A 26605-nucleotide genomic window follows, 5' to 3' on the forward strand; every position below is an offset into this window, starting at 1 on the left:
AATAAAAATGATGGCTAATCTTTATGAGGATTCATACAGATATAAAAAAACAAGTTTTATATTTTAATTTTAAGCGGAATAAATGTATATTTGTATTTCACATATGCGTTCTGAATTGCAAATATGCCAAATTCTGCATATTACTTCTTCTTTGATGTGACTTAACTTGATGGATTCATTTTCATTTGAAAGTTGAATTTATCATTATCTACTTTATTAAATTTAAATAATATGAAATTAATTATCATATCGAATAGACTGCCAATAAAAGCTTTTAAGAAAAATGGCAAAGTTATTTTTATTCCTAGCGAGGGAGGATTGGCAACTGGATTAGCGTCGTTGGATACCTCAATAGAAAAACATTGGGTTGGTTGGCCTGGTATATTTACCAAAGATGATAAAGAAATGACGGAAATTAGATCCCATCTGAAAAAATTTAATTATCATCCCGTTTTTTTATCTGCTGAGCAGATAGAGGAATTTTATCATAATTACAGCAATAGTGTAATATGGCCTTTGTGCCACTATTTTTATACACATATAAAATATGGAATAGCTTCATGGGAGGCATACAAAGAGGTTAATAGTCTTTTTGCACAAGTTGCGGATATGCACATTGAAAATGGCGATATCGTGTGGATACAAGATTATCAGTTAATGCTCTTACCGGCACTGATCCGCGATGGAAATAAAGATGTTAGCATCGGCTATTTTCACCACATACCTTTCCCCTCTTATGAATTATTTAGGATTTTACCGGAAAGAAAGGAAATTTTAGATGGTTTACTTGGTGCTGATTTAATAGGCTTTCATACTGCTGATTATATGCGTCATTTTATGAGTACGGCTGAGAGAGTTATGGATACTAAGTTTATGTTGGATGAAACCAGGTACAATAATAGGATCGTTCATGTGGATGCTTTTCCTATGGGCATAAATTATGAAAAGTACAGCGCCGCTCCACTAAAAGTGGCGCCTCAAAAGTTATCATCAGAATGGAAAATGAAGTTTGGCGAACGCAAGATAATCATTTCAGTTGATAGATTAGACTACAGTAAAGGTATTTTGCATCGGCTTAAAGCCTTTAATCGTTTCTTGGCTGAGCATCCTGAATACCATGAAAAAGTATCATTAGTAATGATTGTTGTTCCATCAAGAGATAAAGTTGGAGCTTATGCCGATCTTAAAATGAAGATTAATGAGAAAATCGGAATGATAAATGGCAAATACTCAAATCTTAATTGGACCCCTATTCATTATTTTTATCATAGCTTTTCGTTTGAACGACTAATTGCTTTTTATAATGTAGCTGATATTGCGTTGGTTTCTCCTTTGAGAGATGGCATGAATCTTGTTGCTAAAGAATATATAGCTGTAAAGAGGAGAAATCTCGGGATACTAATTTTAAGTGAAATGGCAGGTGCTGCTCAAGAATTAAGAGATGCAATTATTGTCAATCCCAATGATGTTGATGGCATGAAAGATGCTATTTTAAAAGCCTTGGAAATGCCTGCTGATGAACAATTAAAACGAATGAAGCGAATGCAGAAAATTGTTTCATCACAAACTGTTCAAAAATGGGCTACAGACTATATAGATGAACTATTGAGTCTAAAAAAACAGAATGAAAGAAATAAAACTAAATTAATTACAGATGTTAATAAACAAATAATAGTCTCCGAATATAAAAGATCACATAAAAGATTGATTATATTAGATTATGATGGAACACTATCTCCTTTTTACAATAACCCGGAAGAAGCAGCGCCATCGCTTCAATTAACTCAAATAATAAAAAGTTTACTTGCTGACAAAAGAAATTGCATAGCTATTTCTAGCGGACGTGATCAAGATACTCTTTCTGGGTGGTTTGGTGAATATCCCATAATTTTAGCTGCAGAGCATGGAGCTTTTGTGCGTGATAATGGTGTTTGGAGAAAGAATTTAGAAGATAGAAGTTGGAGTAGGGAAATTGTTGACATAATACTTAAAGTTACAGATAAAACACCTGGCTCATTTTTAGAAGAGAAAAAAACGGCTCTGGTTTGGCATTTTAGAAATGTTGATCCTTGGGTTGCAGCTTTGCGTGAACAGCAACTTTTTAATATGTTGGGAGATAAATGTGCGAGGGAAGGATTGCATATTATGAAAGGTAATAAAATTATAGAAATAAAACCAGTAGGGTGTGATAAAGGATATGTGGCTAAGCAATTATTACTAAAAGAAGACTTTGATTTTATGCTCGCAATAGGTGATGACACTACTGACGAGGATATGTTTAGAGAAATGCCTAAAGATTCCTATACGATTAAAGTCGGTGAGATGTCAGATGCTGCACGATTTTATCTAAAGAACCAACATGAAGTCTTACCTCTATTGAATCTATTTTTGTCTGATTAAGGTCGGATAAAATGTGATGTCTTTTTTTCTTTTGAAAGTAAAATGGCTATATCAATCATGGCTAGATGAGAATAAGCTTGTGGAAAATTACCTAATTGTTGCTTGGAAATAAAATCAAGATCTTCGCTCATTAAGCCAACATGATTCGTGTAAGAACAGAGTTGATTAAAGATTTTGCGCGCCTCTTCTTCTTCACCAGTTACAAATAGAGCTCTTACTAACCAAAATGTGCAAATAGTAAATGCAGAGGTTGGGGTCCCGAAATCATCTTCATTTTTGTAACGGTACATGAGGTCATAATGAAATAGTTTGTTTTTTATTGCTTTAACTGTTTTTCTATATTTCTCATTTGAGGGTTCAATAAATCCGTAAGTCTCCATCAGTAATAATGATGAATCCAAATACGTATTGTCGTATGCTTGTGAAAAACTTTGTAACTCTTCTTTCCATCCATTGGCAAAAACATCCTCTTTAATTAAGAAAGCTTCTTTTCCCCACACTTCTACGAAATAGTCCCTATTAAGTAATTGAGCTATTTTTATAGCTCTGTCAAGTGCTACCCAACACATTACTTTTGAGAAAACAAAATGATGATCAGTATTTCTTATCTCCCAAATACCTTTATCCGGCTTGCGCCAGTTGTCTGTCACATCTTTAGCAATAATTTTGACTACCTCAAACATCTCTTCAACCTCATCTAGTGAACCTGGAAAATTATAGAAGTATTGATGAATTACATCCATTAAATAACCTAATGAATCATTTTGTTTTTGAATATATGCCTGATTGCCAATTCTAACAGGTTTGGAATTTTCAAATCCGGATAAATGATTTAAAATAGTTTCGGTTAGCTCACGTTCACCTCTAATTCCATACATTATTTGGAGGCTATCATTTTTTGATTTTAGAATGTTTTTAATAAATGTAATAAATCTTTGTGCAGCACCCGAATGGTTGAGTTGCAATAATGTTCTGATAGACATTGAAGCATCTCGCACCCAACAAAATCGGTAATCCCAATTTCGTGTTTCTCCGATTGATTCTGGTAAACTAGTTGTTAATGCCGCTAAAACAGCACCTGTTCTATGATATGACATTAGTTTCAGAACTAACATACTTCGTGTTATTTCTTTATTGTATGTGAAAAATTTCTTAGATCTGTTGCTCCAATTTAACCAATATACCTTAGTGCGTTGATATTCTAGATTAACTCGGTCAATATCTATATGGATTAATTTTTGGTAATACGATAAAAGTAAGAAAGAATCTTCTGTTAATTCAATTTCTGAGTGATCTAAAATATGTTGCAGATTAAGATTTGAATACAAATAAACTGTGTCTTTATGATTATTTGAAGAACTTGTTCTTATAAATTCATCGTTTATCTTTTGGTTAATAGTAATATCTGCTGCGTAGTTCATTGCAGGAACATATTCAATCCTTATTTTGGGTTTTCCATGAATTATGCGTATTAGTCTATACAATTCGGGTGGAATATAGTGAGTGTTAATTCCTGTTTTATATCTCGGCATAAAATCGAGTATCTCAAATGACGCATCTTGACTAATGAACTTTGTAGAAAGAATATTGGTCTGATCAATATACGATTGCGTTATATTGTAACTGTCCGATGAAGCAATAATGTTCATGTATCCTCCTTTGTCTTCATCGAGTAGGCGTGCAAAAATAGATGGCGAATCAAAATCAGGAAAACATAACCAGTCTATTCTTCCGAATTTTGAAACTAACCCAGCAGAACGGCAGTTTCCTATTACACCATAATCTAATGTTTTCATTGTTGCTTATTTTTTGATTTAACTCTTTTAATCCAATTTTGCCAGAAAAACAATTCATTCCACCTATTAAAATCTTTCTTATACATAACACCAAACCCTTGAGTGGTAAGATTTGTTCGCGTGTAATATTTATCGTTGGTCTCATTATATGCTTTTAACCTAATATCACCACTACGGGTAAGTAGCCATTCGGCTTGAAAATCTCCTATGAAATTAGTGTTAGCCATGGGATTATCTCTGTATCCAAAATTACCGTTAATAAGTAACCTGTTATTTAATAGTTGACCGGATAAAAGTCCTTCAACTTCTAAATCAGTCCATCCTTTGTCTCCAGTACTTAAATTAGTTCCTATATTCCAATTACTATAATTGAGTATTTGTGATAGCATGTTGTTGAGTTGTCCAGATAAAGTTGAAGCTAAAACTGATGGCATAACGTTTGAGCTCTGCGCGCTGTTGACATTCTCAGCGGTGTAAAATTTTCCAATGCTTAACAAATATAGGATCTGCATATTTGTTTGTTCATCGGAATTGATGTAATTCCTCACTAAAGTTTGCACTTCATCATTTTCATTAGGAAGTTTTATTTCCATCTTTATTGTTGGTTTGATGAGAGCTCCACTTAGGAACATATTACAGTTAACTTTCACATTGGGTTGTTGTACTATTTGTGAAGCGTCAGGAAGAAGATCATTTAATGAAGCAGAGTTGACAGTGTAAATGGCCTGGATGTTTAAGTTGGCATCTAATGGATTACCATTAAATGATATTTCACTCCCGTTTTGAATGGTAAAATCTTTACGAATAATCTCCTGCAGACTAAATTTATAGACACCTTGGTTTATCTGATAATTACCAAACATTTTTATATCGCCTTTGTTGTAATACTCTGTTCTTATATTACCAAATCCTTTTCCACTGATATAATCACCGGCTATTGGATCCATTACTATTTTCATGGTAGCATCGGGGGTTGCATCAACAGAAATGTTTAGCCTAACATCTGTAGAGGTATCTGTAGGTGATTTGTCTATAGGATTTTCTATTGTTTCATCGACTATATCTACACTTCTTTTGGGAGTCTTATCTATAAATTTTATAAATTGATTATTTGTGGCAGATGCAATACCGCCAGCAATATAAACAAAATTACTGTTTTTGTTTGTAACGAGAGCTGCATCTATATTTAGCCCTTCAGGGTTTCCATTTAATAATGCGTTGCCGGTTGCATATATAGTACCATAGAATGGTGCACCGTTATTCTCTTTTGTGTTCATTACTAAGAGATTATTCGCTTTAAATTCTAGGTTGTAATGCATGTTTTTAAAGTTTTGATGCTTGATTGTGCCGTTAAGAGAGCCATTATGTCCTTCAAGATCAGAAATTGGTATATTATTAAATGAAAACTGATCAGCTTTCATCTCAATACTATCTTTTACAGCAAAATACGTGTTTAAAAGATTAATCTTTAATGTTGCATCAGGTTTTACCTTTCCTTCAATATTTAAAGCTTTGAATGTACCGAATAAATGGATATTTCCACTCCCTTTCCCCTTAATATCGGATATTATGGACTGTACATAATGCTCCATAAACTTTAAATTTGTATTTTGTGCGTTTATATATAAATCCAAGCCACTTTTAGGCTTTAATGGATAAATGTATCCACTAACTGTTGTTTTAGATGTATTTGGTTCTTGTATTTTGGCATCTAAAAGAATACCTTCATTTTTTTCATCCCAGTTGCCCGTGATATTCATATCGCCTATTATTCCATTATTGAACCTAAATTGTTTCACTGAAAGATTAGCTCTCATAGTGGGAGTTTTCATAGTTTTCGTTATATAGGCATTTCCAGAGGCTTTGCCTTTAAAATCAAGTCCTTGAAGATTAACTACGTCGAAAACATAGTCAATATTTATATCTCTTAACTGCATTTTTAGAGTATCGGACTCATTTTTTGATGCACTTCCATTTATATGAATATATTGGTCTTTATGACTAAAATAAAAATTGTTAATCTCTATTTTTTGTGATTCTAATTTGATAATTGATGGGTGTATTTTCCATAGAGTATCATTTAAAATAACATCTGTTGCTTTTATTTCTATTTGGGTAGCAATGTTGGATTCCTGCGATGCTTCATTTATTTTTCTTGTAAATTTTGTTACCGCTGATAACTTTCCACCATAAGTGTTTTTTGAATTATTACCCCAATTCAATGTCGTGTACAACGTGTCGTTTTTAGCTTTAGAATCCAATGAAAAATTGATTGCATTCTTATTATCACTAATGTTTGTAAACCGTATTTGGGCACTTATTTGATCTCCTTGATTGTCGCAGATTAAAACTCCTGATTCAATGTTGAAATTATCATATTTAAGCTTAGGAAAATAGGCCTCTAGTCTTGTGCGACTCATTTTATCATCTACATAACCTTTTATAGTGGAATGTGAATCAATATTTAATGGTATGTCAAGAAGGATAGGCAATATATCAGTGTTGTAAATATGAATGTCAAAGTTGAAATTATTTTCCGATTTTTTTTCTTGCGAATTTGTAGTTGAAGGAGCTAGAGAAGATAAATGTTTTTTTAAAATATTAGTAATGCTATTGCCGATTGTCTCATACGAATATTGTCCTAAAATAGTTCCCTTTATGAAAGATGAATTAATTTCTATTTTTTTATTTTTATCTTCATTAGAGGCACTTATTTTAATTTCTGGTATATAGAAATCTTTTGTTGCTGATTTACAAATAAAGCTATCGACGCTAACTTCTCCTGAAAGATCATTTATTGATTTACCGTGGAAATTTGCATTGATATTTAATGAAAATTCTGTTTCTGAATATTTGGATGATAAATTTAAATTGTGGGGCTTGATCTTACTTATCAGAGCTGTAAAGTTAAAATTAGGAATTTTATTATAGGGGCTAAACTCTCCTTTTAATAAAACATTGCCATTGGGATCATTTAAAGCTATTTTACCATTATATCCTCCTGCTTTGTATTCACCATCTAGGTTAATATTCTCATATTTGTATTGTTTGTATTCTATTTTTGATATTAATCCTTTTATATTAATCGTTGGGTATTGCATTTTGGGATGATACCCATTAACAATAAAATTCAAGGATGTTTGTCCTACTAAGGAATTGTTTATTAATTTTCCAAGACTAAAATCGATTGTCTTTATTTCTCCGGAATATGACAAAGCATGGGTTTCTTTGTTGCCACTTAACTTTAAATCGGTTTTGAATGATCCTAGGTCTGTTTTGAATAATCCATAGGTTACCAGATCACTATAATATCCGGAAACTTCACCACTAAAAGAAATATTCCCAAGGCGGTTGAGGATTGGTTTTATTCCTAAATATGTATCACTCATATTTCGGGTAATGAAATCAAACCCTTTAGAATCTATGAATAAATTATCCAATTTTCCATAAATATATGTGTTTTCGGGGTCTAATAAATATTGAAAAGAGAGTGAACTGTTCAATTTTAAATGTTCGCTCCCTTTAATTGACAAAAAAGGGATGTCTAATTGATTTATAGTACCTTTTAGTTTCATTTCTAATTCAATACTTTCTTTGAAATGAGCTAAAGATGTTACTATCGGAGATATGTCTTTAAAAGTAATTCTTGAAGGGAGTATCGAAAGTGCGAAATTAACTTTATTGCCAAAGTCATTAAAGTCTTCAAATGAGTTATAGCTCATTTCTATCTGATTTGTTTTTATTTGCGTGTTTGCTAATTCCAATTTAAAATTTTCAACTGTCATTTTCTTGTCGTTGGCAAGAACCTTCAAAGTTAACTTGCGTAATGATAAACCTGATTGCTCATCTAAACTTAACCTTTTAATTGAAGCATTAATAGAGTCATTATGAAGTGATTTTAATGAAATATTGGCAATAATGTTATGTAGTTTTATATGGCTAGGATTAAACTTGCCCGGAGTTGTATTTTCACTAAGTATGTCGTATGAAAGCTTTCCTCTTCGGATAAGAATTGAGTTAATTCTTAAATCCAAATTGTTGTTTTTTTTAGATGTTTTATTTGTGGGAGTCAATGCATCAATTATAAATTGATAGTTAGCCTTTGAGTTTCTGTTTGCTTTATTTAATGATATATTAAAGCCAAATAACTGTATACTATTTATTGATATTTTCCCATTCAATAGAGGCAGAATCTCAAATTTAGCAGAAAGTCTAGTTACTTTTAGTAGATCAGTGGCTGACTGATCTTTTAATGTTATGTTATCAACTACTATGCGGTTTAATAGCCCCAAATTAATTTTTTCAACACTGACAGATGTGTTAAGGAGTATGGATAATTGATTGCTTACGTATGCTGCAGTCTTTTGCTGAACAAAAGGGATGTTTAGCAAGATAATAACTCCTATGTACATTCCTAAGATAACGCCTAGGAGCCATTGAATTAGTTTTTTTAATGTTTTGATAAGCTGAAGATTTATATTTGGGAACAAAAATATAAAATATAATGGTATGAATCTTAGTTTTATGATTACTTTTGTAGCATCAAACTTAAAAAAAAGGTATGTCAGTAATTATATTAGGTATAGAATCATCGTGTGATGACACTTCAGCTGCAATTATAAAGGATGGGGTTTTAATATCAAATGTTGTTGCTAACCAATCTGTTCATGAATCCTATGGAGGTGTTGTTCCTGAATTAGCATCTAGAGCGCATCAGCAAAACATTGTACCGGTGGTGCACGAAGCGATGAAGAGGGCAAATGTTACTAAAGAGATGATAAGTGCCGTTGCATTTACTCGAGGGCCTGGATTAATGGGCTCTTTACTAGTTGGAGTTTCCTTTGCCAAAGGATTTGCAAGATCGTTAAATATACCACTAATAGACGTTAATCATTTAACTGGTCATGTGTTAGCACATTTTTTGAAAGAGCCAGATGAGATATTGCAACAACCTAAATTTCCTTTTCTATGTTTATTAGTTTCAGGTGGTAATTCTCAAATTATATTGGTGGAATCTTACAGTGATATGACTGTGCTAGGGCAAACAATAGATGATGCTGCTGGTGAAGCAATTGATAAATGTTCTAAAGTCATGGGACTTGGATATCCTGGGGGACCAATAATAGATAGGCTTGCAAGGAATGGAAATCCAAAAGCTTTTAAATTTAATAAACCAAATATACCAGACTTTGATTATAGCTTTAGTGGTCTCAAAACTTCTTTCTTATATTCTTTGCGTAATTGGATAAAAGATGATCCTAATTTTATAGAGAATAATAAAAATGATTTAGCGGCCTCGTTGGAGGCTACTGTGGTAGATATTTTGATGGATAAGCTAAGGAAAGCGGCAAAAAAGCATACTATAAAAGAGATTGCTGTAGCTGGCGGTGTTTCTGCCAATAATGGACTACGAAACTCATTTAGGGAACATGCTCAAAAATATGGATGGAATATTTATATCCCAAAGTTTAGTTATACAACTGATAATGCTGCGATGATCGCAATTACTGGTTATTTTAAATATTTGGATAATGATTTTTGCTCCATTTCACTGCCGGCATATTCCAGAGTTGTTTTGTGATTTTATAAAAAAACAAAGATGGATGAATTAAACCGGAAGTCTGTTATGTCTTTATTAAAAGAAGATATTTATGATATTTTGATTAATACTGGTGTTACAATCTCAACGGCGGAAAGTTGTACTGGTGGTAATCTGGCTTCACTGTTTACTTATTTTTCTGGAAGCTCAACTTTTTATAAAGGGGGAGTTATTGCATATGCGAACGAAGTGAAAACGAACTTGTTGGGTGTAGATGCTAAATTATTAGTTGAAGATGGGGCTGTCAGTGAATCTGTTGTTGTTGAGATGGCTAAAGGAGTGCAGAGGTTATTGAAGAGTGATTGTTCAATCGCTACTTCCGGCATTGCTGGACCTTTAGGGGGGACTGTTGATAAACCCGTTGGAACTGTTTGGATCGCTGTTGTTTATAAAACGAAAATTATTACATATAAGCAACAGGGAGATGATGGTAGGGAGATTAATATAATAAAAGCTTGCGGTAATGCACTGCGAATATTAAAAGAAGTGTTAGTGGATAAATATTAGTAAGTTGAGCTTATTTATTTAGTAAAATACTTGTTTTGTATTCATAAAAGTGCTTACTTTGCGCTCTGTTTGAAATAAATATAGATAAAAACTATAAAAACAAGATAGAAATGTCGAAGATTTGTCAAATTACAGGAAAGAAAGCCATGATTGGCAACAATGTATCACATTCAAAGAAGAGAACCAAAAGAACTTTTGATGTGAACTTGTTTAATAAAAAGTTCTATTATGTAGAACAGGATTGCTGGATTAGTTTGAGCTTAAGTGCTGCTGGTTTACGCTTAATTAATAAGAAGGGGCTTGATGCAGCCTTAAACGATGCGGTTACTAAAGGTTATTGTGATTGGAAGAGCATTAAAGTAATTGGCTAATTAAAGAGGAGAAGGAAACTTATGGCAAAGAAAGCAAAAGGTAACAGAGTTCAGGTTATTTTAGAATGCACTGAACATAAAGAAAGTGGTATGCCGGGTACATCTCGTTATATTACCACAAAAAACAGAAAGAATACTACGGAAAGACTTGAGTTGAAAAAATACAACCCAATCTTGAAAAGAGTAACAGTACATAAAGAAATTAAATAAGTATAATCCATGGCAAAAAAGACAGTTGCAAGTTTGCACGAAGGAACAAAAGAAGGGCGCTCTTATACAAAAGTTATCAAGATGGTAAAATCGCCTAAAACTGGTGCTTATATGTTTGATGAGCAAATGGTGCCAAACGAAAAAGTACAAGACTTTTTTAAGAAATAGTAGTATCTAGTAGCTACTAGTTGCTATAAAAAAATTCCCTGCATTCTTGCGGGGAATTTTTTTATATGTATATTCACTATCCTTGATTATTTTTCATTTTTCATTTTTGACTTACCGTTAGTTATTATATCTTTGTATCATAATGGTAATTTGCAAATAATGTTGTATTATGGGATTATTTAATTTTTTCTCAAAAGAGAAGAAAGAGACGTTAGACAGAGGATTGTCTAAAACAAAAGAAAGTGTTTTTGGGAAAATAACTCGAGCTATTGCAGGGAAGTCTAAAGTTGACGATCAGGTATTAGATGATTTAGAGGAGATCCTAATAACTTCTGATGTAGGGGTAGAAACAACTTTAAATATCATAGCTCGTATTGAAAAAAGAGCAGCCAGTGATAAATATTTAAATGTTCAGGAATTAAATACGATACTGCGTGAAGAAATTGCGAGTCTATTAATGGAGAATAATTCTGTTGATACAGATAGTTTTGATATATCTTCTAAAATTAGGCCTTACGTGATTATGGTTGTTGGAGTGAATGGTGTAGGTAAAACGACCACCATAGGGAAACTCGCATACCAATTTAAACAAAGAGGAAAATCCGTATATCTCGGAGCTGCTGATACGTTTCGCGCTGCTGCTGTTGAACAATTGGTTATTTGGGGGGAGCGGGTTGGAGTCCCTGTTATTAAACAAAAAATGGGTGCAGATCCAGCTTCGGTTGCTTATGATACAATAAGTTCTGCAATAGCTAATAATGCTGATGTTGTTATTATAGATACGGCAGGACGTTTGCATAATAAAGTAGGGCTCATGAATGAACTAACAAAGATTAAGAATGTCATGAAAAAAGTCTTAGAAGATGCTCCTCACGAAGTATTGTTAGTTCTTGATGGTTCAACTGGGCAAAATGCATTTGAACAGGCAAAACAATTTACCTTAGCGACAGAAGTGACATCGTTGGCAATAACAAAGCTTGATGGAACGGCTAAAGGTGGAGTTGTAATTGGAATATCGGATCAATTTAAAATCCCAGTGAAATATATAGGTCTTGGTGAAGGCGCTGAGGATTTGCAGTTATTTAACCGTAAAGAATATGTAGATTCATTATTTGGTGATAGCAATGAAAAGAAAAACGATTGATATAATAACCTTAGGTTGCTCAAAAAATCTAGTAGATTCGGAGCATTTAATTCGTCAGTTAAATGGGGTAGGATATGATGTAACTCATGACTCAACAAACCCTAAAGGTGAAATTGCTGTAATTAACACTTGCGGTTTTATTGGTGATGCTAAGGAGGAGTCTATAAATATGATACTTGAATTTGCTCAAGCTAAAGAAGAGGGTAGATTAAAGAAATTATTTGTAATGGGATGTCTTTCTGAAAGGTATTTAAATGAATTATCGACAGAAATACCTCAAGTGAATAAATTCTATGGCAAGTTCAACTGGAAAGAATTATTAAAAGATCTAGGGAAGGCTTATAATCCAGAATCTGAGATAGAGAGAACTTTAACTACTCCTAAACACTATGCTTATTTGAAAATCTCTGAAGGGTGTGATAGAGCTTGTTCTTATTGTGCAATTCCGATAATTACAGGTAAGCATATATCAAGGCCAATAAACGATGTTTTAGATGAGGTGCGTTACTTAGTATCTCAAGGGGTTAAAGAATTCCAAATTATAGCTCAGGAACTTACTTATTATGGGGTTGATCTATATAAGAAGCAAATGTTGGCTGAATTAATAGAAAAAATAGCTAATACACCTGGAGTAGAATGGATTAGATTGCATTATGCCTATCCTGCGCATTTTCCAGAAGATTTACTGCCAGTAATGAGGAAGTATCCTAATGTGTGTAAATATCTTGATATAGCATTGCAGCATATTAATGATAATGTTCTTCTGAATATGCGTCGAAATGTGACGAAAAAAGAAACTTATGAATTAATACATAAAATTAGAAAAGAAGTTCCTGGTATTCATTTGAGAACTACTCTTATGGTTGGGTATCCTGGAGAAGATGAAGCTGCTTTTGAAGAGCTGAAGACTTTCGTTAAAGATATACGCTTTGACCGAATGGGAGCTTTTGCTTATTCTGAAGAAGAAGGGACCTATGCTGCTACTAAGTTCGATGATGATATTCCATATGAAGTTAAACAAGAACGGCTGAATGAAATAATGAACATACAACAAGTTATATCATCCGAGTTAAATGCTGAGAAAATAGGAGAGTGCATTAGAGTTGCAATTGATAGAGTAGAGGGTGAATATTATATTGGACGTTCTGAATTTGATTCTCCTGAAGTTGACCCAGAAATTTTAATTCCAAAACAAAATGCAGAGCTAGTTATTGGTGACTTTTATAATGCTACAATAATTGATGCTGATGATTTTGATTTATATGCTGTAATTAAAAGCTAAATTTGTATCGTTTAAATTTTAATATTTATAGTCTTGAATAATAAAGATTTTACTTCGGAATTGTCAAAGAGACTCGGTTGTACAATGAAAGAAACTTCTGAGTTAGTTTCTTTTCTCATTAATGAGATGTCTGAGCAGTTGCAGAATAATAATCAAATTTCAATTCAAGGATTTGGTTCCTTTGAAGTGAAAAAAAAGGCTGAACGTATATCGGTAAATCCCACGAATAAACAACGAATGCTTGTTCCTCCAAAACTTGTATTAGCTTACAAGCCAAGTAACCTTTTAAAAGATAAGTTTAAATAAAATCTATGCTATGAATGAAAAACTAAATATGCAAGATCTTATTGATTTGTTGACGTATAAATACAATATCCCTAAGAAGAATGTCGAATTATTCGTAAAAGAGTTTTTTGATTTAGTAACATACGCATTGGAAAATGACAAATATCTTAAGATTAAAGGATTTGGTACTTTTAAACTTATTGATGTTGGTAGTCGTGAAAGTATCAACGTTAACACTGGGGAACGATTTATTATTGAAGGACATTCAAAAATATCTTTTACTCCAGATGTTTCATTGAAAAATTCCATAAATAAACCTTTTGCGCATTTTGAAACTATCATATTAAACGATAATATTCAGTTTCATAATATTGAAAATACTAATATGTCAGAGGAAGTCGTGTCATTGAATGATGATAGTGATACTGTGTTTCCTAGTAATGAATCAATAGAAGAATTCTACAAACAAGATTCTTTTAGTCAAGAAGATAAGACTTCTGTTGATGCCGAAGTAGCAGATTTTTATTTGGGTAAAGATTCTGTTGCTCCTGAGAAGGATGAGCATTTAAAAACTTTGTCTGTAGAAGAAATTATAGCTCAAGAAATTGAGAAGGCTGATTTGGAATATGGTAAGAAATACAAATCCAAACAAGAAAATGGATTGAGTGTTAATGTAAAAACTAGGAGAACTTTTATTTGTAGTGTTACATTTATTGCTATTGTATTTCTAATTTATGTTTTATATATTTTCCTAAATGGAAATTCTAATAATAGATTACCTAAAAATGATTTTGATTCAATACTGATCGCAGGTTCTGTTAACATACCTATTGATTCTGGAATTATTCATAATGATACAGTTCATTTCGATTCAACTAATAAGCAATCTGTAATCTTTAATTATAAAGACGATTCTATAAAGAAAATAAATAAAACTGCCTTAGAATCTGTAGACGGAACGGCTGTTGAATTGAACAAATTGGAGAAATATACTATTTCGGGTACATTAACTGATTATAAATTAAATGAAGGGGAAACTCTAACAAAAGTAGCATTGAAATTTTATGGTACTAAAGCTTTGTGGCCTTACATTGTTAAATATAATCGCTCGATAATATCTGATCCTGATAATGTTCCCTATGGCGTAATTATTAAAATTCCGAAGTTGACAGAAAAATGATAAAATGAAACCTTTATCGGTTAAAGGTTTAACATGTTTTTTTAATAGAAATTAGTTTTAGGGGTTGATTTTATACTGTACTTTTGAACCAATATAATTGAGTTGTTTTTTTATTCATAAAAGAAAAGAATATATGGCTGAATCGATAGATATCCGTGAATTAAATAATCGGATTGAACAACAAAGTCTGTTTGTGTCTAATTTGACAATGGGCATGGATCAAGTTATTGTTGGACAAAAACATTTAGTAGAATCTTTGTTGATAGGGCTATTGTCTGATGGACATGTCTTATTAGAAGGAGTTCCTGGATTAGCAAAAACATTGGCAATTAAGACTCTAGCCTCATTGATAGACGCTAAATATAGTAGAATTCAATTTACTCCGGATTTGCTGCCGGCTGATGTAATTGGAACTATGGTATATAGTCAAAAAGATGAGTCATTTCAAGTGAAAAAAGGGCCTGTGTTTGCGAACTTCGTTTTGGCTGATGAAATTAACCGTGCTCCTGCTAAAGTACAGAGTGCTCTTTTGGAATCGATGCAAGAAAGACAGGTCACTATTGGTAATGACACTTTTAAATTGCCAAATCCATTTTTAGTTTTGGCAACCCAAAATCCTATAGAGCAGGAAGGAACTTATCAATTACCTGAAGCACAAGTCGATCGTTTTATGCTTAAGGTAATAATTGATTATCCAAAAATAGAAGAAGAAAAATTGATTATTAGGCAAAATATTAATGAAAGAAAGATTGAAGTAAAATCTATATTAAAATCTGAAGAAGTTGTTGAAGCTAGAAAAGTAGTACGTCAAGTTTATATTGATGAAAAGATAGAAAAATATATTGTTGATATTGTATTTGCAACACGTTTCCCTGAAAAATATGATTTGAAAGATCTTCAAGGGTTAATATCGTTTGGTGGTTCTCCACGCGCTTCAATAAACCTAGCATTAGCTTCGAGAGCATATGCTTTTATTAAGAGAAGAGGCTATGTTGTCCCTGAAGATATTCGTTCTGTCGCTCATGATGTTTTAAGACATAGGATTGGGCTAACGTATGAGGCTGAAGCTAATAACATAAATTCTGATGAAATAATAAGTCGTATTCTGAATAAAGTTGAGGTTCCATAATTTATATTATTTATTTTGTGGTAAATAATAATTCTAGTATCAACCAAAATAATAACTAATGGAAACGGTTGAGTTATTAAAAAAAGTTCGAAAGATTGAAATAAAGACTAGAGGACTTTCTAATAATATTTTTGCAGGGCAGTATCATTCTGCTTTTAAAGGAAGAGGTATGGCTTTTTCTGAAGTCAGGGAATATCAATATGGAGATGATATAAGAGATATTGATTGGAATGTTACAGCCCATTTTAACAAACCTTATATAAAGGTTTTTGAGGAAGAACGTGAGCTGACTGTAATGCTTTTAATTGATGTCTCTGGCAGTCTTGAATTTGGTACTGTGAAACAATTTAAAAAAGATGTTGTAACTGAGATTGCTGCAACGTTGGCTTTTTCTGCTATTCAAAATAATGATAAAATAGGCGTTATTTTTTTTTCCGATAAAATAGAAAAATTTATTCCACCTCAGAAAGGGAAAAAGCATATTTTATATATTATTCGTGAGTTGCTCAATTTTGAGCCTGACAGTCGTATGACCGATATCAAAGTGTGTTTAGAGTATTTGATTGATGTAATGAAGAGGAAATGTACAGCTTTTATTATTTCGGATTTTATTGATGATGGCTTCTATAATGCTATGACTATAACTAATAGAAAGCATGATTTAGTCGCTATTCAGGTATATGATAGAAGAATTGAGGATTTACCTTCGGTAGGATTAATTAATGTCAAGGATGCTGAAACAGGTAATGAACAGTGGATTGATACATCTTCTTTATCATTAAGAAAAGCTCATTCTGAATGGTGGAAAACTAAACAGGACAAGTTGAGAAATGCGTTTAACAAGAGTAGAGTTGATGCTGTTTCTGTAAGAACCGATCAAGATTATGTTAAGGCATTACTCACACTCTTCGAAAAAAGAAATTAGTAATTATGATGATAAGGAATATACGTTGGGCATTTATTGTTATATTATTATTCTTGGGAATTAGGGTATTTTCTCAGTCAGTAACTGTTGACGCGAAAATAGATTCTTTGCAGATACTAATAGGAGAGCAAACTAGAATTCAACTTCAGGTATCATTTAATGCTAAGCAAAAGGCTCTTTTTCCAATTTACACTGATACTTTGATTAAAGGTGTAAATATTGTGGAAATAGCCAAACCTGATACTCAGTATTTAAACAACAAAGAGAGGTTATTAATTACACAAGAGTATATAATAACGTCTTTTGATTCTGCGCTTTATTATATACCTCCTTTTAGTATTACAGTTGATAATAAAATATATAAATCGAAAGCGTTAGCTCTTAAAGTGTATTCGGTACCAGTAGATACATTAAATCCTGATCATTTTTTCGGACCTAAAACTGTATTTAAAGCTCCATTTGAATGGGAAGATTGGTGGGACATGATAACTGCTTCGTTATTCTTATTGCCATGTTTAGCTCTTTTGATTTATCTTATCATAAGATTACGCGATAATAAACCCATTATAAGAAAAATAAAACTAGAGCCAAAGTTGCCTCCACATAAAATAGCCATGAATGAAATTGAAAAGATTAAAGGTGAAAAAAAATGGCAATTAGGTAGGTTTAAAGATTATTATACGGATTTAACTGACACAGTTAGAAATTATATAAAAAATCGATTTGGATTTAATGCTTTAGAAATGACATCCTCGGAGATAATTAATCAATTGATGGAAGTTACTGATAAAGCAAATGATATAAGTGAATTAAAAGTTCTTTTCCAAACTGCTGATCTTGTTAAATTCGCCAAACATAATCCTGATGTGAATGAAAATGATGCGAATTTAATAAATGCAATTCAATTTATAAATGAAACAAAGGAGACTATTGATGATAATTCAATAATTCAGCAGACAGAAATAACTGTGGTAGAGAAACGATCACTTAAAGTGAAAGTTGCTTTGATTTTTAGTATTATCACTCTTTCTGTTATCATCTCATTTGTTTTAATTTTTATAGTTCGTGAACTCTATGCTCTTTTAGCATAATGATTTAAAAAGATAGAAGATAATGGTATTTGCAAATATTGAATATTTATTTCTGTTGCTTTTATTAATACCTTACATAGTGTGGTATATATTAAAGCATAAAAAAAACAATGCGACATTACAGATGTCTGATACGAATATTTATAGGAGTATAAAAAAATGCTATAAAACATATTTGTTGCATGTTCCATTTATTTTACGAATTATAGTTTTAGCTTTAGTGATTTTAATTTTAGCACGTCCTCAGACTACAAATAATTGGCAAAATAGCGAAGTGGAGGGAATTGATATAATGCTTGCCATAGATGTGTCTACAAGTATGTTAGCCGAAGATTTGAAACCTAATAGATTAGAAGCGGCAAAAGATGTTGCTGCTGAGTTTATTAGTGGAAGACCTAATGATAATATTGGCATAACTTTATTTGCAGGTGAAAGCTTTACTCAATGTCCGCTAACTGTTGATCATACGGTTCTCCTTAATTTATTTCAGAGTATTAATTCTGGAATAGTAGAAGACGGTACTGCTGTCGGCATGGGTGTTGCTAATGCCGTATCAAGATTAAAGGATAGTAAGGCTAAATCAAAGGTCATAATTTTACTGACAGATGGTACTAATAATAAAGGAGATATTTCTCCATTAACGGCTGCAGATATCGCTAAAAGCTTTGGTATTAGAGTTTATACGATTGGAGTTGGTACAAATGGAATGGCACCATACCCATTACGGGTAGCTGGAACTATTCAATATATTAATACCCCAGTTGAAATTGATGAGAAAACATTGACCCAAATCGCTATAACAACTAATGGCAATTATTTTCGTGCAACGAATAATTCTAAGTTGAAAGAAGTTTATAAAGAAATAGATAAGCTTGAAAAAACAAAGTTGAATGTAAAACAATACAGTAAAAGGCATGAAGAATATCAATGGTTTGCTGTGATTGCTTTGCTATTTTTATTACTTGAATTTTATTTGAGGAATTCAATATTAAAGAAGATTCCTTAGGAAATTTACAACTAAATATATAGTAAAATGTTTCGATTTGAAGAGCCTGCATATTTATATTTGCTTCTCCTATTACCGCTTTCAACATTATTTTATTTGTTCTCTAATTATATTAGAAAAAATAGAATTAAGAAAATTGGTGATCCAGAACTTATTGGATTATTGATGCCTGATGTGTCTAAGTATAGACCTGAAATTAAATCTGGATTGATTTTAATATGTATATCCTTATTTTCATTTCTATTAGCAAGACCACAATTTGGTTCTAAATTAGAAAATATAAAACGTAAGGGTGTCGAAATAATGATTGCAGTTGATATCTCAAATTCTATGCTAGCAACCGATCTTCAACCTAGCCGGATCGAAAAAGCAAAAAGATTGGTAGCCAGATTAGTTGATAAACTTGAGAATGATAAAGTTGGAATGATTGTTTTTGCCGGTGATGCATTTACGCAATTGCCAATAACCAGTGATTATATTTCTGCAAAGATGTTTCTTGAATCAATAAATCCTTCTTTAATTAACAAACAAGGTACCGCTATTGGGGCTGCAATTAATCTAGCATCAAGAAGCTTTACTCCACAAGAAGGAGTTGGGAAAGCCATTATTATCATAACTGATGGTGAGAATCATGAAGGAGGAGTAACAAATGCAGTGAAAGAGGCTGTTGACAAAGGAATTCAGGTTCATGTACTTGGTGTTGGTTCTGCTAATGGTGCACCTATACCTCTCGATGGGACTAATGATTTTAGGCGTGATAGTGAAGGGAATGTTATTGTAACTAGATTAAATGAAGAGATGTGTAAGGAGATCGCTAAGGAAGGTAATGGTGTGTATGTACGTGTTGATAATACTAATTCTGCAGAAAAGACTATAAATGACGAGATAGCTAAAATGGCGAAGATTGACATCAATTTAAAAATATACACTGAATTTGATGAACAATTTCAAGCTATAGCTTGGATTATTTTATTCTTACTGTTTACGGAGATGATGATTCTTGATAAGAAGAATGTGTTTTTTAAGAAAATTAGATTGTTTTCAAAGTAGATAATTTGTTATGGAATCACTAAATAAATTTATATTATTACTATTAGGTTTGTTTGTATCCTTATGTTCTGTTTTTGCTCAAAAAGTAGAGCGCAATTATATTCGTAAGGGAAATAGATTGTACAATGATAGTAGCTATATTGATGCAGAGATAAATTATAGAAAAGCTCTTGAAATTAATCCTAAGTCAACTGTTTCTATGTATAATTTAGGTAATTCACTTATTTATCAACAAAAAAATAAAGATGCATTAGAACAATACGTTTCTGCATCTAAAATGGAAAAAGATAAATCTAAATTATCTTATATTTATCATAATATTGGGGTTTTGTTTCAACGAGATAAAGACTACAAACAAGCTATTGAAGCGTATAAAAAAGCCTTAATTAATAACCCTAAAGATGACGAAACCCGTTATAATTTATCTTTAGCACAAAAATTATTAAAGGATGAACAGGACAATAAAGAGAATAATCAAAAAGATAATAAAAATAATGATTCCAACAATAGTTCAAATAATAATAAACATGATTCCTCTAAATCAAGTCAATCAAGCGAGAGGGACCCAAAAATGTCTAAAGAAAATGCAGAACAACTATTGAATTCAGTGATGCAAGACGAAAGAGATGTGCAAGATAGAATAAAAAAACAGCAAAAGTTACGTGGAGGTCGTTTAGAAAAAGATTGGTAGTCCATATATGATAGATAGTATTTAATATGAGAAAAATAATATTCTTTATAATAGTTTTGTTTGCAAGCAAAGCTCTTTTATTAGCTAATGGCAAAGTTAATTTTAAAGCTATAGCTCCAGAAACAGTTGTAGTTGGTGATCAATTTAGATTGTCATACACGGTTAATAGTTTAAATGTGAGGGATTTTCGTATTGCTTCAATAAAGGGTTTCGAAGTGTTGATGGGACCCAGTCGCTCCCAACAAAGTAGTACACAAATTGTGAATGGTACTGCGGCGTCTAGTAACAGTATAACTTTTACATATATACTTATGGCCAATAATGAAGGAATATTTTCAATTCCAGGTGCATCGATAACGGCTGAAGGAAATCCAATCACATCTAATTCTGTTAGAATCAAAGTTCTTCCAACAGGGAAAAGAGCATCTAATACGAATGGTTCTGTACATGATTCAAAATCAATATCTGCAAAATCTGTATCTAATAATGATCTTTTCATAACGGCTACTGTAAGTAAGTCAAATGTTTACGAGCAAGAAGCCTTTTTACTTACGTATAAAATTTACACAGTAGTAGATCTTAGGAATTTTTCTAATGTAAAATTACCTGATTTTAAAGGATTTCATTCCCAAGAAATAGAACTACCTTCAAATGCAAAATGGGCGTTGGAACATTATAATGGTAAAAATTACCATACAACAATATATCGTCAATTTGTACTTTTTCCTCAACAATCCGGTAAATTGATAATTGAATCGGCTCGTTTTGATGCATCTATAGCTAAAACCTTACAATCGGTTGATCCATTTGATGCTTTCTTTAATGGTGGAAGTAATTATGTTGAGATAAAGAAGAATATAATTACACCTAGAATTACTATTAATGTACATTCTTTGCCAATCAAAAAACCTGTTGATTTTTCGGGTGGAGTGGGGACCTTTAGCATTTCTTCGTCAATTAGTAATACTAAAATTAAAACAAATGATGCCGTTACAGTTAAGGTGGTTATTTCAGGAATTGGCAATCTTAAACTTATAAGCAGTCCTAATATTAAATTTCCAGATGATTTTGAAGCTTATGATCCTAAAGTTGATAATAAAGTTAGATTAACAAAAGATGGATTGTCAGGTAGTAAAGTGATTGAATATTTAGCAATTCCAAGAAATCCTGGAATGTTTAAAATACCAGCTATTTCATTTTCTTTTTTTGATGTTAAAAATAAAGTTTATAAAAATGTATCAACGAAAGAGTTTGATTTAGAAGTTGAAAAGGGAGTGGGAAATGCAGATCAGGTCATTGCAAACTTTACCAATAAAGAAGATTTAAAGATTTTAGGTGAGGATATTAGATATATAAAATTGGGAGATGCAAAAATTATTTCCGGTAGCAGCTTCTTCTTTGACTCATTAATATATTGGTTGTGTTATATAATTCCAATATTCATTTTTGGAATTGTTTTTCTGATTTCTAAAAAGCAAATAGTTGAGAACTCAAATATTGCAAATGTGCGAAATAAGAAAGCAAATAAAATAGCTTTAAGACGAATGAAATTAGCGCAAACTCTATTAAGAGATGATAATAAAGATTTGTTTTATGATGAGGTATTGAAAGCTCTCTGGGGGTATATTAGTGATAAACTTAATATTCCAGTTTCAAGATTATCAAAAGATAATGTTGAAGAAACATTGAATAAATATAGCGTGCCAAATGAACTCATAAGAGAATTTATAGATACGTTGAATGAATGTGAATTTGCTCGCTATTCGCCAAGTGATAAAAATAGAGCGATGGATAACTTATACGTTTCTGCTGTTTCTGTAATTACTAAGATTGAGAGTCTTATTAAAAAATGACATATTGTTATGAGAAAGATATTATTTATTACATTGTTTATTTTGACATATCAAGTGTCGCATTCGCAAGGTTCGTTAGAAATTGATTCATTAACGGCCAATGATTCAATTGTTAATGCTACATCAAAATTAGGGAGCCGAAATATTGTTATCTCCAAATCTTTAGCTGATAGTGCGTATATTAGAAGCGATTTTACTACAGCGATTCAGATATATGAAATGATATTGAGGAAAGGTGAGTCTGCAGATATATATTATAATCTAGGTAATAGTTATTATAAGGTAGGAGATATAGCCAAAGCCATTTTAAACTATGAACGAGCTTTGATTTTAAAACCAGCTAATGAAGACGTTATATCTAATTTAGAAATTGCAAGAGGTAAGACGGTTGATAAGGTAACAGATGTACCTGAGTTGTTTTTTATCACTTGGTTGAAGGTTATTATAAACTCAATGGGTATTCAGTCATGGGCGATTATTGCTATTTCCTTTTTTCTATTATTTATTGTATCAATATACTTTTTCTTCTTTTCGACTAAGATTGTGGCTAGAAAAATATTTTTTAGTTTGGCCTTATTTTTCCTTGTATTTTGCGTTATAGCGAATATATCTGCTGCTTTTCAGAGAAGGGTTCGTTTAAATAGAATGAATGCAATAATTATCTCTCCAAGTGTAACAATTCGCAGTACCCCTAATGATAATGGTACAAGTTTATTTATTCTCCATGAAGGCAGAAAAGTGTTTATTAAAGATGATTCTATGAAAGATTGGAAAGAAATTCAATTAGAAGATGGTAATGTTGGTTGGGTGAAAAAAAATGACTTAGAAGTTATTTGATGATACTTATTGATCGTTAAACTGTAGTTTGTTCTTTTTATATAAATAAACAAAGCAGCAATATTGATATTTAAAAAACAAATTATTATTTGAAATAATTTGTTTTTTCTTTTTTATTTATTAAGTTTATAGCGTGATACATAGTATTAACCATAAATTTAATGAAACATGAGAACAATAACATTTAATGAACTCCGGAGGATTAAAGATTCGTTACCAAGTGGGAGTATGCATAGAATTGCAGACGAGTTAGGTTTAAATGTAGATACTGTACGAAACTTCTTTGGTGGCCATCATTTTAAGGAAGGTAAGAGTGTAGGGATACATTTGGAATCAGGACCAGATGGTGGGTTAGTGATGCTTGATGATACTATTGTACTTGACAAAGCTTTGAAAATTCTTGATGAGTTAAATATTAGTTTGCGTAAAGATGATTTTGTTGAACAATCGGCTGATATATGAGATTTAACTAATAATGTCCTAATTGAATATTGCAATTAGGACTTTTATTTTATACTATAATAAATTAAGAATTATGGAAGATAAACTTGTAACATTAACTATTTTGACTTACACTAAGGCTCAAATACTAAAGAATGTACTTGAAAATGAAGGTATTGAAACATATATTCACAATGTGAATCAGATTCAACCAGTTGTGTCATCTGGAGTAAGGTTACGTATAAAAGAGAGTGACCTACCAAGAGCACTTAAAATTACTGAGAGTTCTATATGGTTAGCAGAAGATATCGTGGGAGAGAATGAACTTAAAAAGATTGATATACCCCAAAAAGTATTAATTCCTGTTGATTTCTCAAAATACTCAATAAAAGCGTGCCAATTCGGTTTTGCTTGTGCAAAAGCCTTTAATTCTGAGGTCGTCTTATTGCATGTGTATTTTACTCCAATCTATGCTTCTTCATTGCCATATGGAGATATATTCACTTATCAATCACCTGATAATGATGTAAAGAATGCTCTTCATAAAGTACATTCTGATTTAAATGTATTATCAGATGAAATTAAAAAAAGAATTAGTTTAGGTGATTTACCAGATGTTCAATTTAACTGTGTTTTAAGAGAAGGAATTCCTGAAGAAGAGATTATTAGATTTACCAAAGAAGAGAATCCTAAGTTGATTGTGATGGGTACACGAGGAAAAAATCAAAAGGATTTAGATTTGATTGGTAGTGTTACTGCAGAAGTTATTGAACGCAGCAAAACTACAGTATTAGCTATTCCTGAAAACACTTCCTTAAATGATTTTTATAATGTTAATAAAATCGCCTTTTTGACTAATTTTGACCAAAGAGATCTTATTGCATTCGATGCGTTAGTAAATTCCTTTAAAGCTTTCAAATTTTCTATTTCTTTAATTCATTTATCAGACGTTTCCGACACATGGAATGAAATAAAATTGGCAGGTATAAAGGAATATTTTAGAAATCAATATCCTGAATTAATTATTGAGTATAGTATTGTAAAACATGATGATATCTTGGATAGTCTTGATAATTATATAAAAAATAATGCAATAGATATCTTAACATTAACAACGTACAAGAGAAATATTTTTTCCCGTCTGTTTAATCCTGGAATAGCCCGAAAAATGATTTTTCATTCAGATACGCCTTTATTGGTAATCAATACTAGACGTAATTTTGCTAAACCTTGAATTTAACAAGTCGTAACTAACAAATAACTTGTTAAATTCAAGGTTTATTTGAATACATAATTTGTATTATGTTTAATAAAAGCTTGGTTTTATATTAATAGGAAAGGCTGTCTTAATTCATGAATTAGGACAGCCTTTCCTATATGTTAATGAATTGATATTAATTATTCATTAATTTATCAATCTCTTCAAACTCTTTACCTAAATTGAGATTATAATAAATTCTGTATAAACCTTGAATCCACAAATCTTTTTGGTCCGGCTTTAAATCTCTCGCTTTTTCATAATATGGTCTAGCTTCTTCATAGAACTTTTTTATTTTAGCTTGTTCTTTAGAATACTTAGGATCATTAACGTCTGCTGTCGTTTTTGATGCATAATCCTGAGCTTGCAAACAGTAAATTAATCCTAAGTTTGAATAGGCTTCTGCGTATTTAGGATCAATTTCAATTGTTTTTTTGTAGAACTGAATCGCCTTATCATAATCCTTCATATTATGATATAAATATCCCTTGACATATAAATAAAATGTGTTATTAGGATCTTTATTCAACATATCATCAGCAAACTGCATTGCTTCGTCATACTTATTTGTATTGCTATAATAGTCAATTAGATGACCAAAAAAGAATGCATGCTGAGGATATTTTTGTATTCCCTCTTTCAATGTTTCAACCCATTTAGCTGTGTCCGCCTGAGCTTTATATGCTGTGGCCATAAACTCTAAGGCGTATTTACCGACTTCCTTATCGTTTTTAGCAAATGGAGCATATTTTAGTACAGCTGGATAATTTTCCATTTTAGCAGCAGCAAGTGATGCATAATAGGCTACTTGAGGAAGAACAGTATCTTTTTCTACAAAATTTTCTTTTTCAAAAATAGGATGTGCAGAAGCATCAACATAGGCAGCAAAGAAAGACAAAGCTTCTTTGTTTTTATCTAAATTAAAATATTGTATACCACCGTTGATAAGATTAGAACGTTCTGCAATCATAGTTGCAGCATTGGTCTTTCTATATTTATTTTTAACCTTACCTTTTTCATTAGGAGTTTGAGCTAATTTATCACATTTTAAAAAGTAGCTATACATATTTAAAACGCTATTATATACCTTTAGAGTATCATATGGTTTTTTTAAATATGCATTTTCCATCTCTTTTTCATTTATTCTTTTTTGAATAAATCCAGCTACATCCCATGTTTCGGGATTATCTTTGGTTTCGGGATTTGTTAAGGCTTCATTTATTAATTGTTCAGCCTTACTAAAATCTGGTTTTACTTCATTAGCAATTTTCTTTGCTTCTTTTACATTTTTTTCTTGTGCAAAAGCAAAGCTAGCTATAATAAGTAAAATCATTGAAAATAATACTCTTTTCATGATGTTTTTAATTAAATATTAATATTAT

The 26605-nt window shown here is 31.6% G+C and carries 23 protein-coding genes; 20 read left to right on the top strand and 3 right to left on the bottom strand.

The annotated features are described in order from the left end of the window. Window positions 1–231 precede the first annotated feature (231 nt). Window positions 232–2400, top strand: coding sequence for a bifunctional alpha,alpha-trehalose-phosphate synthase (UDP-forming)/trehalose-phosphatase (locus ACKPCE_RS11295; RefSeq protein ID WP_319505260.1), 2169 nt, complete (start codon window positions 232–234; stop codon window positions 2398–2400). On the opposite strand, the gene ACKPCE_RS11300 is transcribed toward ACKPCE_RS11295, so the two are convergent. Next, entirely contained in the window at window positions 2397–4196 is a 1800-nt protein-coding gene (locus ACKPCE_RS11300) for a glycoside hydrolase family 15 protein (protein WP_319505261.1), read from the bottom strand. The two genes, ACKPCE_RS11295 and ACKPCE_RS11300, sit on opposite strands and share 4 nt — an antisense overlap. Then, window positions 4193–8608 carry a translocation/assembly module TamB domain-containing protein gene (locus tag ACKPCE_RS11305; protein ID WP_407655033.1) on the bottom strand — a complete coding sequence of 1472 codons (4416 nt, stop codon included), beginning with the start codon at window positions 8606–8608 and terminating at the stop codon, window positions 4193–4195. The genes ACKPCE_RS11300 and ACKPCE_RS11305 overlap by 4 nt, the downstream gene beginning before the upstream one ends. Before the next feature lie 149 nt (window positions 8609–8757). Between ACKPCE_RS11305 and tsaD the strand changes: the two genes are divergently transcribed. The 19 genes from tsaD to ACKPCE_RS11400 all read left to right on the top strand — a co-directional run bounded on the left by tsaD (window position 8758) and on the right by ACKPCE_RS11400 (window position 25199). Further along, window positions 8758–9777 (top strand): tRNA (adenosine(37)-N6)-threonylcarbamoyltransferase complex transferase subunit TsaD, encoded by a 1020-nt coding sequence (gene tsaD, locus ACKPCE_RS11310; protein WP_308765517.1) that lies wholly within the window; start codon window positions 8758–8760, stop codon window positions 9775–9777. A gap of 18 nt (window positions 9778–9795) precedes the next feature. Then, complete coding sequence (locus ACKPCE_RS11315; protein ID WP_407654969.1) at window positions 9796–10302, top strand: CinA family protein; 507 nt, start codon at window positions 9796–9798, stop codon at window positions 10300–10302. Window positions 10303–10412: 110 nt separating this feature from the next. Beyond that, the gene (rpmB, locus tag ACKPCE_RS11320) at window positions 10413–10673 is read left to right on the top strand and encodes a 50S ribosomal protein L28 (RefSeq protein ID WP_024996950.1); all 261 of its coding nucleotides are present in this window, start codon (window positions 10413–10415) and stop codon (window positions 10671–10673) included. A 21-nt stretch (window positions 10674–10694) separates the two neighbouring features. Beyond that, window positions 10695–10883, top strand: coding sequence for a 50S ribosomal protein L33 (gene rpmG / locus ACKPCE_RS11325; RefSeq protein WP_008761579.1), 189 nt, complete (start codon window positions 10695–10697; stop codon window positions 10881–10883). A 9-nt stretch (window positions 10884–10892) separates the two neighbouring features. Further along, window positions 10893–11051 carry a DUF4295 domain-containing protein gene (locus tag ACKPCE_RS11330; protein WP_081698317.1) on the top strand — a complete coding sequence of 53 codons (159 nt, stop codon included), beginning with the start codon at window positions 10893–10895 and terminating at the stop codon, window positions 11049–11051. Window positions 11052–11220: 169 nt separating this feature from the next. Beyond that, window positions 11221–12195 carry a signal recognition particle-docking protein FtsY gene (gene ftsY / locus ACKPCE_RS11335; protein ID WP_319505263.1) on the top strand — a complete coding sequence of 325 codons (975 nt, stop codon included), beginning with the start codon at window positions 11221–11223 and terminating at the stop codon, window positions 12193–12195. Continuing rightward, window positions 12176–13477 (top strand): 30S ribosomal protein S12 methylthiotransferase RimO, encoded by a 1302-nt coding sequence (rimO, locus tag ACKPCE_RS11340; protein WP_319505264.1) that lies wholly within the window; start codon window positions 12176–12178, stop codon window positions 13475–13477. The genes ftsY and rimO overlap by 20 nt, the downstream gene beginning before the upstream one ends. A 33-nt stretch (window positions 13478–13510) precedes the next feature. Beyond that, the gene (locus tag ACKPCE_RS11345; RefSeq protein WP_319505265.1) at window positions 13511–13783 is read left to right on the top strand and encodes an HU family DNA-binding protein; all 273 of its coding nucleotides are present in this window, start codon (window positions 13511–13513) and stop codon (window positions 13781–13783) included. A gap of 10 nt (window positions 13784–13793) precedes the next feature. Next, window positions 13794–14942 carry an HU family DNA-binding protein gene (locus ACKPCE_RS11350; protein ID WP_319505266.1) on the top strand — a complete coding sequence of 383 codons (1149 nt, stop codon included), beginning with the start codon at window positions 13794–13796 and terminating at the stop codon, window positions 14940–14942. Between the two features lie 133 nt (window positions 14943–15075). Beyond that, the gene (locus ACKPCE_RS11355) at window positions 15076–16071 is read left to right on the top strand and encodes an AAA family ATPase (protein ID WP_277638258.1); all 996 of its coding nucleotides are present in this window, start codon (window positions 15076–15078) and stop codon (window positions 16069–16071) included. A 58-nt stretch (window positions 16072–16129) separates the two neighbouring features. Beyond that, complete coding sequence (locus ACKPCE_RS11360) at window positions 16130–16996, top strand: DUF58 domain-containing protein (RefSeq protein WP_319505267.1); 867 nt, start codon at window positions 16130–16132, stop codon at window positions 16994–16996. An 8-nt stretch (window positions 16997–17004) separates the two neighbouring features. Beyond that, the gene (locus ACKPCE_RS11365) at window positions 17005–18087 is read left to right on the top strand and encodes a BatD family protein (RefSeq protein ID WP_319505960.1); all 1083 of its coding nucleotides are present in this window, start codon (window positions 17005–17007) and stop codon (window positions 18085–18087) included. A gap of 22 nt (window positions 18088–18109) precedes the next feature. Next, a complete protein-coding gene (locus ACKPCE_RS11370) occupies window positions 18110–19093 on the top strand; it encodes a vWA domain-containing protein (RefSeq protein WP_319505268.1) in 984 nt (327 codons plus the stop codon). Window positions 19094–19120: 27 nt separating this feature from the next. Further along, complete coding sequence (locus ACKPCE_RS11375) at window positions 19121–20143, top strand: VWA domain-containing protein (RefSeq protein WP_319505269.1); 1023 nt, start codon at window positions 19121–19123, stop codon at window positions 20141–20143. 10 nt (window positions 20144–20153) lie between these two features. Further along, on the top strand, window positions 20154–20834 hold the full coding sequence (locus ACKPCE_RS11380) for a TPR repeat aerotolerance protein BatC (RefSeq protein WP_319505270.1): 681 nt from the start codon (window positions 20154–20156) through the stop codon (window positions 20832–20834). Window positions 20835–20860: 26 nt separating this feature from the next. Then, window positions 20861–22687, top strand: coding sequence for an aerotolerance protein BatD (locus ACKPCE_RS11385; protein WP_319505271.1), 1827 nt, complete (start codon window positions 20861–20863; stop codon window positions 22685–22687). A gap of 9 nt (window positions 22688–22696) precedes the next feature. Then, window positions 22697–23524 (top strand): tetratricopeptide repeat protein, encoded by an 828-nt coding sequence (locus ACKPCE_RS11390; RefSeq protein ID WP_319505272.1) that lies wholly within the window; start codon window positions 22697–22699, stop codon window positions 23522–23524. 168 nt (window positions 23525–23692) lie between these two features. Next, window positions 23693–23986, top strand: a complete 294-nt coding sequence (locus ACKPCE_RS11395) for a DNA-binding protein (RefSeq protein ID WP_276991064.1) — start codon at window positions 23693–23695, stop codon at window positions 23984–23986. Window positions 23987–24059: 73 nt separating this feature from the next. Further along, on the top strand, window positions 24060–25199 hold the full coding sequence (locus ACKPCE_RS11400) for a universal stress protein (protein ID WP_319505273.1): 1140 nt from the start codon (window positions 24060–24062) through the stop codon (window positions 25197–25199). Between the two features lie 160 nt (window positions 25200–25359). Here ACKPCE_RS11400 and ACKPCE_RS11405 read toward each other — a convergent pair whose 3' ends face one another. Next, window positions 25360–26577 (bottom strand): tetratricopeptide repeat protein, encoded by a 1218-nt coding sequence (locus ACKPCE_RS11405; protein ID WP_319505274.1) that lies wholly within the window; start codon window positions 26575–26577, stop codon window positions 25360–25362. Window positions 26578–26605 lie beyond the last annotated feature (28 nt).

This window comes from Bacteroides graminisolvens (assembly GCF_963666085.1).
GTDB lineage: Bacteria > Bacteroidota > Bacteroidia > Bacteroidales > Bacteroidaceae > Bacteroides > Bacteroides graminisolvens.

Excerpts from the sequence above, each read along its gene's own strand:
- ACKPCE_RS11295 (WP_319505260.1), top strand. The coding sequence starts at position 232 with ATGAAATTAATTATCATATCGAATAGACTGCCAATAAAAGCTTTTAAG.
- ACKPCE_RS11300 (WP_319505261.1), bottom strand. The coding sequence starts at position 4,196 with ATGAAAACATTAGATTATGGTGTAATAGGAAACTGCCGTTCTGCTGGG.
- ACKPCE_RS11305 (WP_407655033.1), bottom strand. The coding sequence starts at position 8,608 with ATGTACATAGGAGTTATTATCTTGCTAAACATCCCTTTTGTTCAGCAA.
- tsaD (WP_308765517.1), top strand. The coding sequence starts at position 8,758 with ATGTCAGTAATTATATTAGGTATAGAATCATCGTGTGATGACACTTCA.
- ACKPCE_RS11315 (WP_407654969.1), top strand. The coding sequence starts at position 9,796 with ATGGATGAATTAAACCGGAAGTCTGTTATGTCTTTATTAAAAGAAGAT.
- rpmB (WP_024996950.1), top strand. The coding sequence starts at position 10,413 with ATGTCGAAGATTTGTCAAATTACAGGAAAGAAAGCCATGATTGGCAAC.
- rpmG (WP_008761579.1), top strand. The coding sequence starts at position 10,695 with ATGGCAAAGAAAGCAAAAGGTAACAGAGTTCAGGTTATTTTAGAATGC.
- ACKPCE_RS11330 (WP_081698317.1), top strand. The coding sequence starts at position 10,893 with ATGGCAAAAAAGACAGTTGCAAGTTTGCACGAAGGAACAAAAGAAGGG.
- ftsY (WP_319505263.1), top strand. The coding sequence starts at position 11,221 with ATGGGATTATTTAATTTTTTCTCAAAAGAGAAGAAAGAGACGTTAGAC.
- rimO (WP_319505264.1), top strand. The coding sequence starts at position 12,176 with ATGAAAAGAAAAACGATTGATATAATAACCTTAGGTTGCTCAAAAAAT.
- ACKPCE_RS11350 (WP_319505266.1), top strand. The coding sequence starts at position 13,794 with ATGAATGAAAAACTAAATATGCAAGATCTTATTGATTTGTTGACGTAT.
- ACKPCE_RS11355 (WP_277638258.1), top strand. The coding sequence starts at position 15,076 with ATGGCTGAATCGATAGATATCCGTGAATTAAATAATCGGATTGAACAA.
- ACKPCE_RS11360 (WP_319505267.1), top strand. The coding sequence starts at position 16,130 with ATGGAAACGGTTGAGTTATTAAAAAAAGTTCGAAAGATTGAAATAAAG.
- ACKPCE_RS11365 (WP_319505960.1), top strand. The coding sequence starts at position 17,005 with ATGATAAGGAATATACGTTGGGCATTTATTGTTATATTATTATTCTTG.
- ACKPCE_RS11370 (WP_319505268.1), top strand. The coding sequence starts at position 18,110 with ATGGTATTTGCAAATATTGAATATTTATTTCTGTTGCTTTTATTAATA.
- ACKPCE_RS11375 (WP_319505269.1), top strand. The coding sequence starts at position 19,121 with ATGTTTCGATTTGAAGAGCCTGCATATTTATATTTGCTTCTCCTATTA.
- ACKPCE_RS11380 (WP_319505270.1), top strand. The coding sequence starts at position 20,154 with ATGGAATCACTAAATAAATTTATATTATTACTATTAGGTTTGTTTGTA.
- ACKPCE_RS11385 (WP_319505271.1), top strand. The coding sequence starts at position 20,861 with ATGAGAAAAATAATATTCTTTATAATAGTTTTGTTTGCAAGCAAAGCT.
- ACKPCE_RS11390 (WP_319505272.1), top strand. The coding sequence starts at position 22,697 with ATGAGAAAGATATTATTTATTACATTGTTTATTTTGACATATCAAGTG.
- ACKPCE_RS11395 (WP_276991064.1), top strand. The coding sequence starts at position 23,693 with ATGAGAACAATAACATTTAATGAACTCCGGAGGATTAAAGATTCGTTA.
- ACKPCE_RS11400 (WP_319505273.1), top strand. The coding sequence starts at position 24,060 with ATGGAAGATAAACTTGTAACATTAACTATTTTGACTTACACTAAGGCT.
- ACKPCE_RS11405 (WP_319505274.1), bottom strand. The coding sequence starts at position 26,577 with ATGAAAAGAGTATTATTTTCAATGATTTTACTTATTATAGCTAGCTTT.